General features: G+C 60.5%; 14 protein-coding genes. 3 read left to right on the forward strand and 11 right to left on the reverse strand.

Annotated features, from left to right (window positions below):
* Positions 1 to 2: 2 nt before the first annotated feature.
* Complete coding sequence (locus tag ACVI9W_RS09725; protein WP_038615169.1) at positions 3 to 917, reverse strand: ABC transporter permease subunit; 915 nt, start codon at positions 915 to 917, stop codon at positions 3 to 5.
* Between the two features lie 160 nt (positions 918 to 1,077).
* On the reverse strand, positions 1,078 to 2,214 hold the full coding sequence (locus ACVI9W_RS09730; RefSeq protein ID WP_461529888.1) for a branched-chain amino acid ABC transporter substrate-binding protein: 1,137 nt from the start codon (positions 2,212 to 2,214) through the stop codon (positions 1,078 to 1,080).
* Between the two features lie 470 nt (positions 2,215 to 2,684).
* On the opposite strand from ACVI9W_RS09730, the gene pncB reads away from it, so the two are divergent.
* The gene (pncB, locus tag ACVI9W_RS09735; RefSeq protein ID WP_191830725.1) at positions 2,685 to 3,887 is read left to right on the forward strand and encodes a nicotinate phosphoribosyltransferase; all 1,203 of its coding nucleotides are present in this window, start codon (positions 2,685 to 2,687) and stop codon (positions 3,885 to 3,887) included.
* Positions 3,888 to 3,890: 3 nt separating this feature from the next.
* Positions 3,891 to 4,718: an ammonia-dependent NAD(+) synthetase gene (gene nadE / locus ACVI9W_RS09740; RefSeq protein ID WP_461529889.1), complete on the forward strand. Its 828-nt coding sequence runs from the start codon at positions 3,891 to 3,893 to the stop codon at positions 4,716 to 4,718.
* Between the two features lie 76 nt (positions 4,719 to 4,794).
* Here the strand turns inward: nadE and azu are convergent, their stop codons facing one another.
* Positions 4,795 to 5,241: an azurin gene (azu, locus tag ACVI9W_RS09745; protein ID WP_038615177.1), complete on the reverse strand. Its 447-nt coding sequence runs from the start codon at positions 5,239 to 5,241 to the stop codon at positions 4,795 to 4,797.
* A gap of 374 nt (positions 5,242 to 5,615) precedes the next feature.
* Between azu and ACVI9W_RS09750 the strand changes: the two genes are divergently transcribed.
* Complete coding sequence (locus ACVI9W_RS09750; protein ID WP_461529890.1) at positions 5,616 to 6,203, forward strand: LOG family protein; 588 nt, start codon at positions 5,616 to 5,618, stop codon at positions 6,201 to 6,203.
* Positions 6,204 to 6,331: 128 nt separating this feature from the next.
* Here the strand turns inward: ACVI9W_RS09750 and ACVI9W_RS09755 are convergent, their stop codons facing one another.
* The 8 genes from ACVI9W_RS09755 to rnr form a co-directional block, all read right to left on the reverse strand.
* Complete coding sequence (locus tag ACVI9W_RS09755) at positions 6,332 to 8,635, reverse strand: YgiQ family radical SAM protein (RefSeq protein ID WP_461529891.1); 2,304 nt, start codon at positions 8,633 to 8,635, stop codon at positions 6,332 to 6,334.
* Between the two features lie 100 nt (positions 8,636 to 8,735).
* Positions 8,736 to 10,133 (reverse strand): replicative DNA helicase, encoded by a 1,398-nt coding sequence (gene dnaB, locus ACVI9W_RS09760; protein ID WP_038615183.1) that lies wholly within the window; start codon positions 10,131 to 10,133, stop codon positions 8,736 to 8,738.
* Positions 10,134 to 10,243: 110 nt separating this feature from the next.
* Positions 10,244 to 10,690 carry a 50S ribosomal protein L9 gene (gene rplI / locus ACVI9W_RS09765; RefSeq protein WP_010221607.1) on the reverse strand — a complete coding sequence of 149 codons (447 nt, stop codon included), beginning with the start codon at positions 10,688 to 10,690 and terminating at the stop codon, positions 10,244 to 10,246.
* Positions 10,691 to 10,711: 21 nt separating this feature from the next.
* Complete coding sequence (locus tag ACVI9W_RS09770) at positions 10,712 to 11,611, reverse strand: hypothetical protein (RefSeq protein WP_038615185.1); 900 nt, start codon at positions 11,609 to 11,611, stop codon at positions 10,712 to 10,714.
* A gap of 36 nt (positions 11,612 to 11,647) precedes the next feature.
* Complete coding sequence (gene rpsR / locus ACVI9W_RS09775) at positions 11,648 to 11,878, reverse strand: 30S ribosomal protein S18 (protein WP_009403887.1); 231 nt, start codon at positions 11,876 to 11,878, stop codon at positions 11,648 to 11,650.
* Positions 11,879 to 11,906: 28 nt separating this feature from the next.
* On the reverse strand, positions 11,907 to 12,332 hold the full coding sequence (rpsF, locus tag ACVI9W_RS09780; protein WP_010221605.1) for a 30S ribosomal protein S6: 426 nt from the start codon (positions 12,330 to 12,332) through the stop codon (positions 11,907 to 11,909).
* 283 nt (positions 12,333 to 12,615) lie between these two features.
* Positions 12,616 to 13,368: a 23S rRNA (guanosine(2251)-2'-O)-methyltransferase RlmB gene (rlmB, locus tag ACVI9W_RS09785; protein ID WP_274295969.1), complete on the reverse strand. Its 753-nt coding sequence runs from the start codon at positions 13,366 to 13,368 to the stop codon at positions 12,616 to 12,618.
* Positions 13,365 to 15,956: a ribonuclease R gene (gene rnr / locus ACVI9W_RS09790; protein WP_038615190.1), complete on the reverse strand. Its 2,592-nt coding sequence runs from the start codon at positions 15,954 to 15,956 to the stop codon at positions 13,365 to 13,367. The genes rlmB and rnr overlap by 4 nt, the downstream gene beginning before the upstream one ends.
* Between the last annotated feature and the right edge of the window lie 75 nt (positions 15,957 to 16,031).

The raw sequence follows: 16,031 nt of genomic DNA on the forward strand, positions 1-16,031 counted from the left end.
ACTTACACCTTCGCCACGAGTGGGCGACCCAGCAGGCCTTGGGGACGGAAGATCAGAATCAGCACCAGCAGGGAGAAACTGAACACGTCTTTGTAGTCGGAGTTGATCAACCCGGAGAACAGCGACTCGGAGATGCCGAGGATGATCCCGCCGAGCATGGCGCCCGGCAGCGAGCCAATGCCACCCAGTACCGCTGCGGTGAAGGCCTTGATGCCGATGATGAAGCCGGCATAGAAGTCGAAGGTTCCGTAGTTCATGGTGATCAGCACGCCCGCCAGCGCGGCCATTACCGCACCGATGACGAACACGTAGGAGATCACCCGGTCAGTGTTGATACCGAGGATCGAGGCCATCTTGCGATCCTGTTGGGTCGCTCGGCACATGCGCCCCAGCTTGGTGAACTTGATGATGTAGGTCAGCGCGGCCATGCCGACGAACGCGGCAACCAGGATAAAGATCTTGGTGTAGGTCAGCTGGACGAAGCCGGTGCCCACTTCCAGGCGCCAGGCACCTTCGAGCAGGGTAGGAATGCCTTGCTGGCGTGCACCCTGGCTGATCTGTGCGTAGTTCTGCAGGATCAGCGAGATACCGATGGCACTGATCAGCGGCGCCAGGCGGGTGGAGTTACGCAGGGGTTTGTAGGCGATGCGTTCAATGGTCCAGCCATAAACGCCGGTTACCACGACAGTGAAGATCAGCGTCCCGAGCATCAGCAGCGGGAAGGATTCGATACCGAAGTACGCCAGCAATGCCAGACTGATCGCCGCCAGGTAAGCGGAGATCATATACACCTCGCCGTGCGCGAAGTTGATCATGCCGATAATGCCATAGACCATTGTGTAGCCGATGGCGATCAGGCCATAGACAGACCCGAGGGTCAGCCCATTGACCAGTTGCTGCAGGAAAATACCATCCATAACGCAATCTCACGTATTTGAGATTGCACAAGCGCCGACTACGGTGAGCCCCGGATGAAGCGGCCCTCGCAGCGCAGGGTTGTGCAGATCTACGAGAAAAGACAGGTACGGCGCAAAACCGGGTAGCGACCCGGGCACAAGCCCGGGTCGGATACCGTTGTTATTTTTGTTTTTCCAGTTGGTGGTACTTGCCGTCCTTGTCCCACTGGTAGACCACGTAGTCGGAGACTTTCAGGTCGCCCTTGCTGTCCCAGGTCTTCTCGCCCATCACGGTTTTCACCGGGTTGGCCTTGAGCCACTTGGCAGCGTCCTCGCCCTTGTTCGACTTGGCGCCGTTGAAGCCTGCGGCCAGGGCCTGAAGCGATGCATAGGCATACAGGGTGTAGCCCTCAGGCTCATAACCGGTCTTGCGGAAGGCATCCACTACCGCCTTGCTGTCAGGCAGCAGGCGCGGGTCGGCACCGAAGGTCATGTACACGCCATCGACGTACTGTGCGCCACCGGCGGTGGTGACCAGCTCGTCAGTGACGATGCCGTCATCGGACATGAATTTGACGTCCTTCAGACCCGCCTCACGCAGTTGACGGACCAGCGGACCTGCTTCCGGATGCAGCCCACCGAAGTAGACGACGTCGGCACCCGCTCCGCGGATCTTGGTGACCACGGCGCTGAAGTCCTTCTCGCCACGGGTCAGACCTTCATACAGCACCGGGGTAACGCCACGCTTGGCCAGCTGGGCTTTGGTTGCATCCGCCAGGCCCTGACCGTAGGTGTCTTTGTCGTGTAGCACCGCGACTTTCTTGCCCTTGAGCACGTCGACGATGTAGTCGCCAGCGACGATGCCTTGCTGGTCGTCACGCCCGCACATACGGAACATGGCGCTCAGGCCTCGCTCGGTAACCTTTGGGTTGGTCGAGCCCGGGGTGATGGAGATCACCCCGGCTTCGTCATATACCTCGGAAGCGGGGATGGTATTGGACGAGCAGAAGTGCCCGACCACACCGACGACCTTGTCCTGGTCGACCAGACGGTTGGCCACGGCTACGGCCTGCTTCGGTTCACAGGCATCATCACCTGCTACCAGAACAATCTTCTCGCCGTTGACACCGCCCGCGGCGTTGATGGCATCCGCCGCCGCCTGTGCACCTTTCATGTACTGCTCGCCAAACGCTGCGCTGGGACCGGTCATCGGCCCTGCTACACCGATCTTGATGTCGGCCTGAACATACGAAGAAACACCCAGCGCCGTAGATACGGCAAGGGCCACAAAGCCTTTCTTGTAAAACGTCTGCGACATGAGGTGGTGCTCCTTGGAGTTTTTTTGATTGGCACTACAACTTTCAGCAATTGCTCTGAGCAAGGGCCGTGCCATTGGATTTTTATTCTGGAAAAACACGTGAAGAAGTTCCCGGGGCCTGGGCCGCGTCCTTTTTTTACTGGCCGTGCAACCGTCTGCCTCACAGCAAGCGCCACCACCCCCAGCTCAAAAGAGCAACCACCAAGTGCCATCATTGCAACCCCGGCAAGTGTTTACGTGCAACCAGCCTGTAACAGGATGCGTAACCGAACTGCACATCCTTGGTGCGCGACTGCTACAGCGGGCACCACTACAGGCTAGCCGCTGACCTGGGAAAGCGCCGCTACCTGTAGGCTGCTACCGATGTACCCGAGGCATGCCTGCCCACCTGCGGAAAAAGGCTGGCACAATGGCGAGGTCTGTGCGTCGTTGCTGGCAATTGATGGCGCGCGCCCCTTACGGAGCCCCTTATGAGCGAGAGCGCCTTCGCCGATCGCATCGTGCAGAACCTGCTCGACACGGATTTTTACAAGCTGAGCATGATGCAGGCCGTGCTGCACAACTATCCCAACGTCGACGTCGAATGGGAGTTTCGCTGCCGCAATGGCGAAGACCTGCGCCCCTATCTGGCGCAGATACGCGAACAGATCGACAAGCTGTGCGAACTGAGCCTGGCCAATGGCCAACTGGGTTTTCTCGAACAGATCAGCTTCATAAAGCCGGATTTCCTGCGTTTTCTCGGCCTGTTTCGCTTCAACTTGCGCTACCTGCAATTGGGCATCGAAAACGATGAGCTGTACCTGCGTCTGCGTGGCCCGTGGCTGCACGTGATCCTCTTCGAGGTGCCGCTGCTGGCGATCATCAGCGAAGTGCGCAACCGCCATCGCTATCCCCAAGTCAAACTCAGTGAAGCGCGCGACCAGCTCTACCGCAAGTTCGACTGGCTCAAGGCCCACGCCAGCAGCGATGAGCTGGCTGAATTGCAGGTGGCCGACTTCGGCACCCGCCGACGCTTCTCCTACAAGGTTCAGGAAGAAGTCGTAAGGGTACTCAAGGAAGATTTCCCCGCGCGTTTCGTCGGCACCAGTAACGTGCACCTGGCACGAAAGCTGGATATCAAGCCCTTGGGGACCATGGCCCACGAGTGGATCATGGCCCACCAGCAACTGGGACCACGTTTGATCGACAGCCAGATCGCCGCCCTCGACTGCTGGGTCCGCGAGTACCGCGGCCTGCTCGGCATCGCCTTGACCGACTGCATCACCATGGATGCGTTCCTCGGCGATTTCGACCTGTTCTTCGCCAAGCTGTTCGACGGCCTGCGTCATGACTCGGGCGACCCGGTGCGCTGGGCGGAAAAGGCCATCGCCCACTACCGCAAGCTCGGCATCGACCCGATGACCAAGACCCTGGTGTTCTCCGATGGCCTGAACCTGACCAAGTCGCTGGAGATCTTCCGTGCCCTGCGCGGGCGGATCAACGTCAGCTTCGGCATTGGCACCAACCTGACCTGTGACATTCCCGGGGTGGCGCCGATGAACATCGTGCTTAAAATGACCGACTGCAACGGCCAGCCTGTCGCCAAGATTTCCGACGAGGCAGCCAAGACCCAATGCCGCGACGAAAATTTCGTCGCCTACCTGCGCCACGTCTTCAAAGTGCCCAAGGAGTAATTCATGCAAGCTGCCCAGCGAGAGATTGCGCAAGCGCTCAAGGTCCAGCCGCCGTTCGCCGACCGCGCCGCGCTCGATGCCGAAGTGACCCGGCGCGTGGCATTCATCAAGCAGTGCCTGAACAATGCCCGCCTGAAAACCCTGGTGCTGGGTATCAGTGGCGGTGTCGATTCGCTGACCGCTGCCCTATTGGCGCAACGGGCGATCAATGAGCTGCGTAGCGAGACCGGTGATGAGCAGTACCGCTTCATCGCCGTGCGCCTGCCCTACCACGTCCAACAGGATGAGCATGACGCCCAGGCTTGCCTGGAGGTGATCAAGCCGGATGAACTGCACACGGTAAACATTGCCCCGGCTGTACAGGCGCTGACCAAAGAGGTGCAAGCGCTCGAGAACGGTCAGCCGGCGATGGTCGATTTCGTCGTCGGCAATACCAAGGCACGCATGCGCATGGTCGCCCAATACACCATTGCCGGCGCTCGCCAGGGCCTGGTGATCGGCACCGACCACGCCGCCGAAGCGGTGATGGGCTTCTTTACCAAGTTCGGGGATGGTTCCTGCGACCTGGCGCCCCTGAGCGGACTGGTGAAGAACCAGGTACGGGCAATCGCGCGCAGCTTTGGCGCCCCGGAATCACTGGTGGAGAAAGTACCGACCGCGGACCTGGAAGACCTGGCCCCGGGCAAGCCGGACGAAGCGTCGCATGGCGTGACCTATGCGCAGATTGATGCCTTCCTGCATGGCGAGCCGGTGAGCCAGGAAGCGTTCGACATCATCAGTGGCACCTACCGCAAGACCCAGCACAAGCGCGAGATGCCTTTCGCCCCCTGAAATGCATCGCGGGGCAAGCCCGCTCCCACACATTGTCTGTGGGAGCGGGCTTGCCCCGCGATTTACAGGCTACGCATTACTTCAGAGTAACAGTGCCTTTCATCATCGAGATGTGGCCTGGGAACGAGCAGAAGAAACCGTACTTCTCGTTGGCATCCAGCTTGGACACATCGAAGGTCACCGAGGCGGTTTCCTTGGCGCCGATCACTTTGGTGTGAGCAATCACACGCGCATCGCCTTCCTTCAGGTAATCCTTATCGATACCCGCGCTCAGACCGTCGGTCGCGATCGGCTGCATGTCAGCTTCTTTGCTGATCACCAGGTTGTGGCCCATGACGTTCTTCGGCAAGGAACCGGAGTGAGTCAGTTCAACGGTGAAAGTCTTGCAGCTCTTGTCGATTTCGATGGCCTTGGTGTTGAAGGACATCTGGTCGGTGGAGTCGACAGTAACCTTGCACTCGGCGGCAAATACCTGAGTGCTGGCGAGGGTCAGCAAGGATACGGCTACAACTTTGGCAAACATCGTGAATCTCCTTGGCAGGGTTTTGATCAGTTTGCAGACTGCCTGAATCCCTTCAGCCTTTCCCTGATATGCATCAAGGGGCTGGCCAAGGGCCAGACAGTAGAATTGTTCTATCGATTGTATACAGCCAATCAAAGTGCACATCATGCTCCATTAATGGACGATGAGACAACCTCTCATTCAGGAGCAAAAAACATGTTCTTTGGTAGCTTGATGAACAGCCTGCTGGCCGCCTACGCCTGTGGTGCCAGCGGCGCGACCTGCGAGTTTGCCCGACCAGAATAACGGGCAACCTGCAGTTAATGCCACATTACCGACTTGGAAGCTACCGGCCAGCCGCTTACTCTGTGTCCGCTTGTAACCGGAGAGAAGCAATGCCAGTACGTTCCGTTTGTGTGTTCTGTGGCGCCAGCACCGGCGTCAACCCAGCTTACCGGGAAGCCGCCATCGCCCTCGGCCAGGCCATCGCCCAGCGCGGCCTGACCCTGGTCTATGGCGGTGGTGCCGTCGGCCTGATGGGTATCGTTGCCGATGCGGCCATGGCCGCCGGTGGTGAAGTGATCGGCATCATCCCCCAGGCCCTGAAAGATGCCGAAGTCGGCCACAGTGGCCTGACCCGCCTGGAAGTCGTCGATGGCATGCACGCGCGCAAAGCACGCATGGCCGAATTGAGCGATGCCTTCGTTGCCCTGCCCGGCGGCCTGGGTACCCTGGAAGAACTGTTCGAAGTCTGGACCTGGGGCCAGTTGGGATATCACGCCAAGCCGCTGGGTCTGCTCGACGTCAACGGTTTCTACAGCAAGCTGGGCAGCTTCCTCGACCACGTGGTGGTGGAAGGCTTCGTACGCCCTCAACATCGCGCCATGCTGCGATTGGCCGATAGCCCCGCCGAACTGCTGGATGCCATGGACAGTTACCAGGCGCCGGTACTGCCCAAATGGGTCGACAAAAAGCCTGACTAGTGGGAGCAACTGTCTGTCACTTGCTTATTTGTGGGAGCCGGCCTTGCCGGCGATGGGGCGCGTAGCGGCCCTGGCCCGGCTGCGCCGGGCATCGCCAGCAAGGCTGGCTCCCACAAGAGCAGGTCAGATCAGCGCGGCAGAACCGGCTGGCGCGCGGGCTTCTTCTTGCCCTTGCCACCCTTGGCGGCTTCCTTGCGCTCCTTGGCTGCCTGCTGGTTGCGGGCAAAGGCCGCGGCCTTGGCCTGTTCGCGTTTGTCCCACGGATTGGAACCGTCGCTGCCACGTGGCGGCAAGCCAGTATGCTGGGTGAGGATCTTCTGCTCTTTGGCCACCTTGTGGCTGCCCGCCGGCGTCGAGTTCTTGCGCCGGGCACTCTGGTAGCTGTCGGTGGCAGGCTGGTGCAGCGGAATCAGCTGGTGCTTGCCCGGGCCGATCAGGTCGGCACGGCCCATGCGTTCCAGGGCTTCACGCAGCATCGGCCAGCCCTTCGGATCGTGATAGCGCAGGAAGGCCTTGTGCAGACGGCGCTGCTGCTCGCTCTTGACGATGGTCACCGGGTCGCTCTTGTACGTGACCTTGCGCAGCGGGTTCTTGCCCGAGTGGTACATGGCCGTGGCCGAGGCCATCGGCGACGGGTAGAACGCCTGCACCTGGTCGGCACGGAAGCCGTTGCCCTTGAGCCACAGGGCCAGGTTCATCATGTCTTCGTCGGTGGTGCCCGGGTGCGCGGCGATGAAGTACGGGATCAGGTATTGCTCTTTACCTGCCTCTTTGGAGTACTTCTCGAACATGCGCTTGAAGCGGTCATAGCTACCAATGCCCGGCTTCATCATCTGATTCAGCGGGCCTTCCTCGGTGTGCTCCGGGGCAATCTTCAGGTAGCCGCCAACGTGGTGGGTCACCAGTTCCTTGACGTACTCCGGCGACTCGACCGCGAGGTCGTAGCGCAGGCCGGAGGCGATCAGAATCTTCTTCACCCCTGGCAGTTCACGGGCGCTGCGGTACAGCTTGATCAGCGCCGAGTGGTCAGTGTTCAGGTTCGGGCAAATGCCCGGGAACACGCACGATGGCTTGCGGCACGCCGATTCGATCTCGGGGCTCTTGCAGGCGATGCGGTACATGTTCGCGGTCGGGCCACCGAGGTCGGAAATAACACCGGTAAAGCCAGGCACTTTGTCGCGGATCTCTTCGATTTCGCGAATGATCGACTCGTGGGAGCGGTTCTGGATGATCCGCCCTTCGTGCTCGGTGATCGAGCAGAAGGTGCAGCCACCGAAGCAGCCACGCATGATGTTCACCGAGAAACGGATCATGTCGTAGGCCGGGATTTTCTCCTTGCCATACGCCGGGTGCGGGATGCGCGCATAGGGCATGCCGAACACGTAGTCCATTTCTTCAGTGGTCATCGGAATCGGTGGCGGGTTGAACCACACGTCCACTTCGCCGTGCTTTTGCACCAGGGCACGGGCGTTGCCCGGGTTGGTTTCCAGGTGCAGCACGCGGTTGGCGTGGGCATAGAGCACCGCGTCGCCGCGCACCTTCTCGAACGATGGCAGGCGAATCACCGTCTTGTCACGGGTCATGCGCGGGCTGGCCAGGATCTGCACGACCTTGGCTTCGTTCGGATCTTCGACCGGGCCCTTCTCCTGCTCGATGGCGCAGGCCTGGGTGTCCTGGGTATTGACGTACGGGTTGATGATCTTGTCGATCTTGCCCGGACGATCGATACGCGTGGAGTCGACTTCGTACCAGCCTTGCGGCGTGTCACGGCGAATGAATGCAGTACCGCGAATGTCGGTAATGTCTTCGACCTTCTCACCAAACGCCAGGCGCTGAGCCACTTCAACGATGGCCCGCTCGGCGTTGCCGTACAGCAGGATATCGGCGCAGGCATCGATCAGGATCGAATGGCGAACCTTGTCCTGCCAGTAATCGTAGTGGGCGATACGGCGCAGGGAAGCCTCGATGCCGCCGAGAACGATCGGCACATGCTTGTAGGCCTCTTTACAGCGCTGGCTGTAAACCAGACTGGCGCGGTCCGGACGCTTGCCGGCCAGGCCACCCGGGGTGTAGGCGTCGTCGGAGCGGATCTTCTTGTCGGCGGTGTAACGGTTGATCATCGAGTCCATGTTGCCGGCCGCGACGCCGAAGAACAGATTCGGCTCGCCGAGCTTCATGAAGTCGTCTTTGGACTGCCAGTTCGGCTGGGCAATGATGCCTACACGAAAGCCCTGGGCTTCCAGCAGACGGCCGATGATCGCCATGCCGAACGACGGATGGTCGACGTAGGCGTCGCCGGTCACGATGATGATGTCGCAGGAATCCCAGCCGAGCTGATCCATCTCCTCCCTGCTCATCGGCAGGAAAGGCGCTGGTCCGAAGCATTCGGCCCAGTACTTGGGATAGTCGAAAAGTGGTTTGGCTGCTTGCATGTCAGTGACCGGTAGCTAATCGATGAAAAATCGCGGGCGCGGAATATAGCACAAAAATTGACCAATTCCGACGTTAAAGGTCGGAATAGGTCATTTAGCCTTATTCGTCGTCGTCGAAGTTGTAACTACCCGGCGCCAGGTTTTCGAAGCGCGTGTACTTACCGATGAAGGCCAGGCGGATAAAGCCGATCGGGCCGTTCCGCTGTTTGCCGATAATGATTTCGGCGATGCCTTTGTGCTCGGTTTCCGGGTGATAGACCTCGTCGCGGTAAACGAACATGATCACGTCGGCGTCCTGCTCGATCGCACCCGATTCACGCAAGTCGGAGTTCACCGGGCGCTTGTTCGGACGCTGTTCGAGGGAGCGGTTGAGCTGCGACAGGGCTACCACCGGGCAGTTGAATTCTTTGGCCAGGGCCTTGAGCGAGCGGGAGATCTCGGAAATTTCGTTGGTGCGGTTGTCACCGCTGGAGCCCGGGATCTGCATCAGCTGCAGGTAGTCGATCATGATCAGGCCGACTTCGCCGTGCTCACGTACCAGGCGACGGGTACGCGCGCGCATTTCCGACGGGCTGATGCCGGCGGTATCGTCGATGAACAGCTTGCGGTCGTTGAGCAGGTTGACCGCCGAGGTCAGACGCGGCCAGTCGTCGTCTTCGAGCTGACCGGAACGCACCTTGGTCTGGTCGATACGGCCCAGGGACGAGAGCATACGCATGATCAGCGATTCACCTGGCATCTCCAGGGAGTACACCAGTACCGCCTTGTCGCTGCGCAACACGGCGTTCTCCACCAGGTTCATGGCGAAGGTGGTCTTACCCATCGACGGACGGCCGGCGACGATGATCAGGTCGGCCGGCTGCAGGCCGCTGGTCTTCTCGTCGAGATCGGTGTAGCCGGTAGACAGACCGGTGATCGCGCTGTCGGTATTGAACAGCGTGTCGATGCGGTCGATGGCCTTGGTCAGCAGGTCGTTGACCCCCACTGGGCCGCCGGTTTTCGGCCGCGCTTCGGCGATCTGGAAGATCTGCCGTTCGGCTTCATCGAGAATCTCGGCGGCGTTACGCCCCTGGGGGTTGAAGGCGCTGTCGGCAATCTCGTTGCTGATGCTGATCAGCTGACGCAGGGTCGCCCGCTCGCGGATGATCGCCGCGTAGGCCTTGATGTTGGCCACCGACGGGGTGTTCTTGGCCAGTTCGCCCAAGTAACCCAGACCGCCGATTTGCGAGCTCAGGCCTTCCTTGTCCAGCTGCTCGTGCAGGGTCACCACGTCGAACGGGGCGTTCTGGTCGGCGAGCTTGTGGATGGCACGGAAGATCAGACGGTGGTCATGCCGGTAGAAATCGCCGTCGGAGACTTGATCGAGCACTCGCTCCCAGGCGTTGTTGTCCAGCATCAGGCCACCGAGCACGGCCTGTTCGGCCTCGATGGAATGCGGCGGCACCTTCAGGGCAGAGGTTTGCAGATCATATTGCTCGGGGGCGGTTATCTCGTTCATGGCCACGCAGGAATCAGGGTGATGAAAAAGACAAAGGGCACGACCTGCAAAGCAGGATCGTGCCCGATGTTAACCGGCTGGCACTCAGGGTGCCAGCCGATTGGTCCAGCTTAGGCTGCGACAACAACCACGCGAACGGTGGCTTCAACGTCGCTGTGCAGGTGCACGGCAACGTCGTATTCGCCGACGTTACGGATGGTGCCGTTCGGCAGACGAACTTCAGCTTTGGCCACTTCAACGCCAGAGGCGGTCAGGGCGTCAGCGATGTCGTGGGTGCCGATCGAACCGAACAGCTTGCCTTCGTCACCGGCGGTGGCAGTGATGGTCACTTCCAGCTCAGCCAGTTGGGCAGCGCGAGTTTCAGCCGAAGCTTTTTTCTCTGCAGCGATTTTTTCCAGCTCAGCACGACGCTCTTCGAACGCAGCCAGGTTGGCAGCGGTAGCAGCGGTGGCTTTGCCGAATGGCAGCAGGAAGTTACGACCGTAACCGGCCTTAACATTTACCTTGTCGCCCAGGTTGCCCAGGTTGGCGACTTTTTCCAGCAGGATCAGTTCCATTTGGTAATAACCTCTTAACTTTTAACCTTCACCGTTCGCGGAATCGTTATCGGCACCTTTCGGGGGTACCTTGCGACCGCGAAAATCAATCAGGCTGTCGACAATGGCCAAAACCACGAGCAACGGATAAGTCAGCTGCATGAACAGCAGCAGTGTCACGTACATCCCGACCAACCAGAACTTGCCCAGTCGGCCCTGTGCCACCAGCCCATGCATCAGGGCGAGCCCTGCAAACATCAGCGGTACGCTGCACAGGGGCGTCAACATCGCCAGTTCAGGACCGAAATTCGGTCCCACCAGCATGAGCACCACCAGTACCAGCGTCGGCACCAGGGGAAGCCTGACCGCTTGAAACTCGCGACCAAAACCTCCCGGGTTATACAACACTGCCTGCCAGTAACGACCCAACATCAGGGCCAGCACACTGACGGCTTGCAACAATGCCGCTATGAGGCCGTTGAGCACCGGTGCGATCAGGCTGCCCAGGCGGGCCCGCTCCTCTACCGACAACTGCTGGTAGAGACCGTCGAGCATCTGCGGCAGGGCTTTTTCAAGCGCTCCAGCCAGAGCTTCGATCGGTTCGCGGAACACCGAACCCAGGACCACGCCATACACCAGGCCCATGGCGATGCTGAACAACAGCACCCGGTTCCAGGATTGACCGGCGCGCAACAGCGCAGCCAGCCCCAGCGTCCCCAGCAACACCATCAAGGTGCGCGGCTCGCCGAAGAACCACCAGGCCAACGCCGGCAATAATGCCCAGGCGAGGACTCCGGAGGCGTCCTTGAAACCGCGCCGCAGGAACACCAGGCTCCCGGCGGCGGCACTCAACCAGAACAACAGCGGCAACGCCGCACAACCCACCACCACCAGGGTGGCTTGCACGCGACCGCGCATGATGAAATCAGCTAAGGCGCGCATGCATTCTATCCTTTGCTACTTGTCGACGACCCGGTCTCAGCGGCCGTGGCTGTCGGTGTAGGGCAGCAGGGCCAGGAAGCGGGCGCGCTTGATAGCGGTAGCCAGCTGACGCTGATAACGAGCTTTGGTACCGGTGATACGGCTTGGAACGATCTTGCCGGTTTCGGATACGTAAGCTTTCAGGGTGTTGAGATCTTTGTAATCGATCTCTTTCACGTCTTCAGCAGTGAAGCGGCAGAATTTACGACGACGGAAGAAACGTGCCATGTAATAGGCTCCTCAAAAGGTCCGTGGATTACTCGTCAGCGTTATCGCTGTTGTCGCTGTCATTGCTGTCGTCGCCATCGGCGCTGTCAGCATGCTCAGGACGGTCGCGACGCTCACGGCGCTCACTGCGGTTTTCTTCAGCCTTGAGCATCTCGGACTGGCCGGTGACGGCTTCGTCGCGACGGATGACCAGGTTACGGATCACGGCATCGTTGTAGCGGAAGTTGTCTTCCAGCTCGGCCAGGGCCTTGCCGGTGCACTCAACGTTCAGCATCACGTAGTGAGCCTTGTGAACATTGTTGATTGCGTAGGCCAGTTGACGACGGCCCCAGTCTTCCAGACGGTGGATCTTGCCGCCGTCTTCTTCGATCAGCTTGGTGTAACGCTCAACCATGCCGCCGACTTGCTCGCTCTGGTCAGGGTGGACCAGAAAGATGATTTCGTAATGACGCATGAATGCTCCTTACGGGTTGTAGTCTGCCACCAGAGTGGTCAGACAAGGAGTGAATGACACTGTATGTCTTGCCTTGGGTGAAGGCGCGTGAACGCCTGCCAACATGGCAAGGGGCGCAATTGTAGAGAAGCGCCGGGGGACAAGCAAGGGAATTGGTGAATTATTGAGCAGCACCGCGTAGATGCTATCGCCGGCAAGGCCGGCTCCCACAAGGTCAGGTGTAGCCCATTCTTGTGGGAGCCGGCATTGCCGGCGATGGACTGCAAAAGCAGCCCCGGGAAGATCAACCTTTGGCTTTGGCGTTACGCTGACGAACGGCTTCGAACAGGCACACGCCAGTCGCCACCGACACGTTCAGGCTGCTGACGCTACCGGCCATCGGCAGCTTGACCAGAAAGTCACAGTGCTCACGGGTCAGGCGGCGCATGCCCTTGCCTTCGGCACCCATGATCAGGATGGTCGGCCCGGTCAGGTCTTGCTGGTACAGCTCCTGCTCGGCTTCGCCAGCGGTGCCGACAACCCACAGGCCACGCTGCTGGAGCTTCTCCAGGGTACGCGCCAGGTTGGTCACCGCTACCAGCGGGATTACCTCGGCAGCGCCGCAGGCGACCTTGCGCACTGCCGGCGTCAGGGTGGCCGACTTGTCTTTCGGCACGATCACCGCCAGGGCACCGGCGGCATCGGCGGTACGCAGGCAGGCACCGAGGTTGTGCGGATCGGTCACACCGTCGAGCACCAGAATCAGCGGCGCGCCTTCGCTGCGATCAAGCAACTCCTCAAGCATCGCCTCACCCCACACCTGGCTTGGGCTGACTTCAGCCACAACACCCTGGTGCACGCCCTCAACCCAGGCGTCCATTTCACGACGCTCGGCCTGGCCGACAGCAACCCGGTTCTGCCCGGCCAGGTCGACGATGACCTGCACGCGCGGGTCGCTACGCCCCTCCGACAACCAGATCTGCTTGACCCGCTTGGGGTGATGACGCAACAGGGCTTCTACGGCGTGAACGCCGTAGATTTTTTCCAACTGACTCATGACTTGGCCTTGGGTTTACGTGATCCAGAGCCGGCTTTTGGCGGCCCCTTGCGATGCTTGCTGGGTTTCTCCGACGACTTGCCGCCTTTGGAAGCCGGCTTGCCGCTGGCGTGCTTGGCATCGGACATCAGCGCCTTCTTCATTTCCCGGCTTTTGCGCACTTCGGCGTTCTTCGCCGCGGCATGTGAAGGGAAGTAAGCTTCGGCGGTTTCGTTCTTTTTGCTCCGGCGCGCAGGCTCGGCCTTGGTCACTTCGGCCTTGTCGAGCACCGGTACCGCCTTGCCATCCTGCGGACGTACGCCTTCAGACCGCTGCTTGCGGCCAATCGGCGCCTTCAGGGTGTTCTCGGCCATCTCGAAGTCGATCTTGCGCTGCTCGAGGTCGACGCGCATTACCCGCACTTCAACCGTGTCACCGAGGCGGAAGCTGCGACCGGTACGTTCACCGGCCAGGCGATGGTGCACAGGGTCGAAGTGGTAGTAATCGCCCGGCAAGGCGCTGACATGCACCATGCCTTCGACGTAGATGTCGGTCAGCTCGACGAACAGGCCAAAGCCGGTCACCGCGGTGATCACACCCGGGAAGCTCTCGCCGACGCGGTCTTTCATGTACTCGCACTTGAGCCAGTTGACCACGTCGCGGGTGGCCTCGTCGGCCCGCCGCTCGCTCATCGAGCACTGCTCGCCGAGCTGTTCCAGAGTCGCCTCGTCGTACGGGTAGATGCGTGCCTTTGGAATGCTCATGGCACCGGCGCGCTTGACGTGCGGGGTTTCCTGACGCGAACGGATCACGCTGCGGATCGCCCGGTGGGTCAGCAGGTCCGGGTAGCGGCGAATCGGCGAGGTGAAGTGGGTGTACGCCTCGTAATTCAAGCCGAAGTGGCCGTTGTTATCGGCGCTGTACACCGCCTGGCTCAGGGAACGCAGCATCACGGTCTGGATCAGGTGGAAGTCCGGACGACCGGCGATACCTGCCAGCAGCGCCTGGTAATCCTTCGGCGACGGACCGTCTTTGCCTTTGTGCAACGACAGACCCAGTTCACCGAGGAAGGCGCGCAGTTTTTCCAGACGCTCCGGCGGCGGACCGTCGTGAACACGGTACAGGGCCGGAATTTCGTGTTTTTTGAGGAACTCGGCGGTGGCCACGTTGGCCGCCAGCATGCATTCCTCGATCAGCTTGTGGGCGTCGTTGCGCACGGTCGGCCGGATTTCGGCGATCTTGCGCTCGGAGCCGAAGATGATCCGGGTTTCCTGGGTTTCGAAGTCGATCGCGCCACGGGTATGACGGGCCGCCAACAGCACCTTGTACAGGGCATAGAGCTGCTTGAGGTCCGGCACCACTTCGCTGTACTGCTCGCGCAGGGCTTTGCCTTCACGGGTACGCGCATGCTCGAGCATGCTGCTGACCTTGTTGTAGGTCAGCCGCGCGTGGGAGTGGATCACCGCTTCGTAGAACTGGTAATCGACCATCTGCCCGGACTTGTTGATGGTCATTTCGCAGACCATCGCCAGCCGGTCGACGTGCGGGTTCAGCGAGCACAAGCCGTTGGAGAGTTCTTCGGGCAGCATCGGAATGACGCGCTCGGGGAAGTACACCGAGTTGCCACGCACCTGGGCTTCGGCATCCAGGGCCGAGCCCAGGCGCACGTAGCTGGAAACGTCGGCGATCGCCACGTACAGGCGCCAGCCACCGGAGAACAGGCGCAGTTTGCCCAGGCTCTCGCAGTACACCGCATCGTCGAAGTCGCGGGCGTCTTCGCCGTCGATGGTGACGAACGGCAGATGGCGCAGGTCGACGCGATGCTCTTTGTCCTTCTCTTCGACTTCCGGCTTGAGCTTGCGTGCTTCCTTGATCACGGCTTCTGGCCAGACGTGGGGAATGTCGTAGCTGCGCAAGGCAACATCGATTTCCATGCCCGGCGCCATGTAGTTGCCGATCACTTCAGTGACATCGCCCTGGGGCTGGAAGCGCGGGGTTGGCCAGTGGGTGATCTTCACCTCGACGAACTGACCGATCTTCGCCCCGCCGTTACGACCCGGCGTGATCAGCACTTCCTGCTGAACCTTGGGGTTGTCCGGGGTAACGAAGCCGATACCGCCTTCTTCGAAATAGCGGCCAACGATGGTTTCGTGGGCACGCGAGATCACTTCGACCACCACGCCTTCGCGGCGGCCGCGACGGTCCAGACCGGAGACACGGGCCAGGGCACGGTCGCCATCGAACACCAGGCGCATTTGTGCCGGGCTGAGGAACAGGTCGTCGCTGCCGTCATCCGGGATCAGGAAACCAAAGCCGTCGCGGTGGCCGGCAATGCGGCCGAGGATCAGGTCGAGCTTGTCTACCGGGGCATAAGTGCCGCGCCGGGTATAGATCAGCTGACCGTCGCGTTCCATCGCGCGCAGGCGGCGGCGCAAGGCTTCGATCTGGTCTTCGGTGGTAAGACCGAACTCTTCGACCAGTTGCTCACGGGCAGCCGGCGAGCCGCGCTCGTCCAGACGCTGCAGGATCAGCTCACGGCTAGGAATAGGGTTTTCGTATTTTTCCGCTTCACGAGCGGCCTCGGGATCGAGGGTCTGCCAATCGGCCATTAGGAGGGGTTCACCTTGTCTATATAAGGGTTAGTTTGGCATAGGCGTATTGAAACCGGAAATTTCAGGCTTGGA

Source organism: Pseudomonas sp. 210_17 TE3656, assembly GCF_054821965.1.

Excerpts from the sequence above, each read along its gene's own strand:
- ACVI9W_RS09725 (WP_038615169.1), bottom strand. The coding sequence starts at position 917 with ATGGATGGTATTTTCCTGCAGCAACTGGTCAATGGGCTGACCCTCGGG.
- ACVI9W_RS09730 (WP_461529888.1), bottom strand. The coding sequence starts at position 2,214 with ATGTCGCAGACGTTTTACAAGAAAGGCTTTGTGGCCCTTGCCGTATCT.
- pncB (WP_191830725.1), top strand. The coding sequence starts at position 2,685 with ATGAGCGAGAGCGCCTTCGCCGATCGCATCGTGCAGAACCTGCTCGAC.
- nadE (WP_461529889.1), top strand. The coding sequence starts at position 3,891 with ATGCAAGCTGCCCAGCGAGAGATTGCGCAAGCGCTCAAGGTCCAGCCG.
- azu (WP_038615177.1), bottom strand. The coding sequence starts at position 5,241 with ATGTTTGCCAAAGTTGTAGCCGTATCCTTGCTGACCCTCGCCAGCACT.
- ACVI9W_RS09750 (WP_461529890.1), top strand. The coding sequence starts at position 5,616 with ATGCCAGTACGTTCCGTTTGTGTGTTCTGTGGCGCCAGCACCGGCGTC.
- ACVI9W_RS09755 (WP_461529891.1), bottom strand. The coding sequence starts at position 8,635 with ATGCAAGCAGCCAAACCACTTTTCGACTATCCCAAGTACTGGGCCGAA.
- dnaB (WP_038615183.1), bottom strand. The coding sequence starts at position 10,133 with ATGAACGAGATAACCGCCCCCGAGCAATATGATCTGCAAACCTCTGCC.
- rplI (WP_010221607.1), bottom strand. The coding sequence starts at position 10,690 with ATGGAACTGATCCTGCTGGAAAAAGTCGCCAACCTGGGCAACCTGGGC.
- ACVI9W_RS09770 (WP_038615185.1), bottom strand. The coding sequence starts at position 11,611 with ATGCGCGCCTTAGCTGATTTCATCATGCGCGGTCGCGTGCAAGCCACC.
- rpsR (WP_009403887.1), bottom strand. The coding sequence starts at position 11,878 with ATGGCACGTTTCTTCCGTCGTCGTAAATTCTGCCGCTTCACTGCTGAA.
- rpsF (WP_010221605.1), bottom strand. The coding sequence starts at position 12,332 with ATGCGTCATTACGAAATCATCTTTCTGGTCCACCCTGACCAGAGCGAG.
- rlmB (WP_274295969.1), bottom strand. The coding sequence starts at position 13,368 with ATGAGTCAGTTGGAAAAAATCTACGGCGTTCACGCCGTAGAAGCCCTG.
- rnr (WP_038615190.1), bottom strand. The coding sequence starts at position 15,956 with ATGGCCGATTGGCAGACCCTCGATCCCGAGGCCGCTCGTGAAGCGGAA.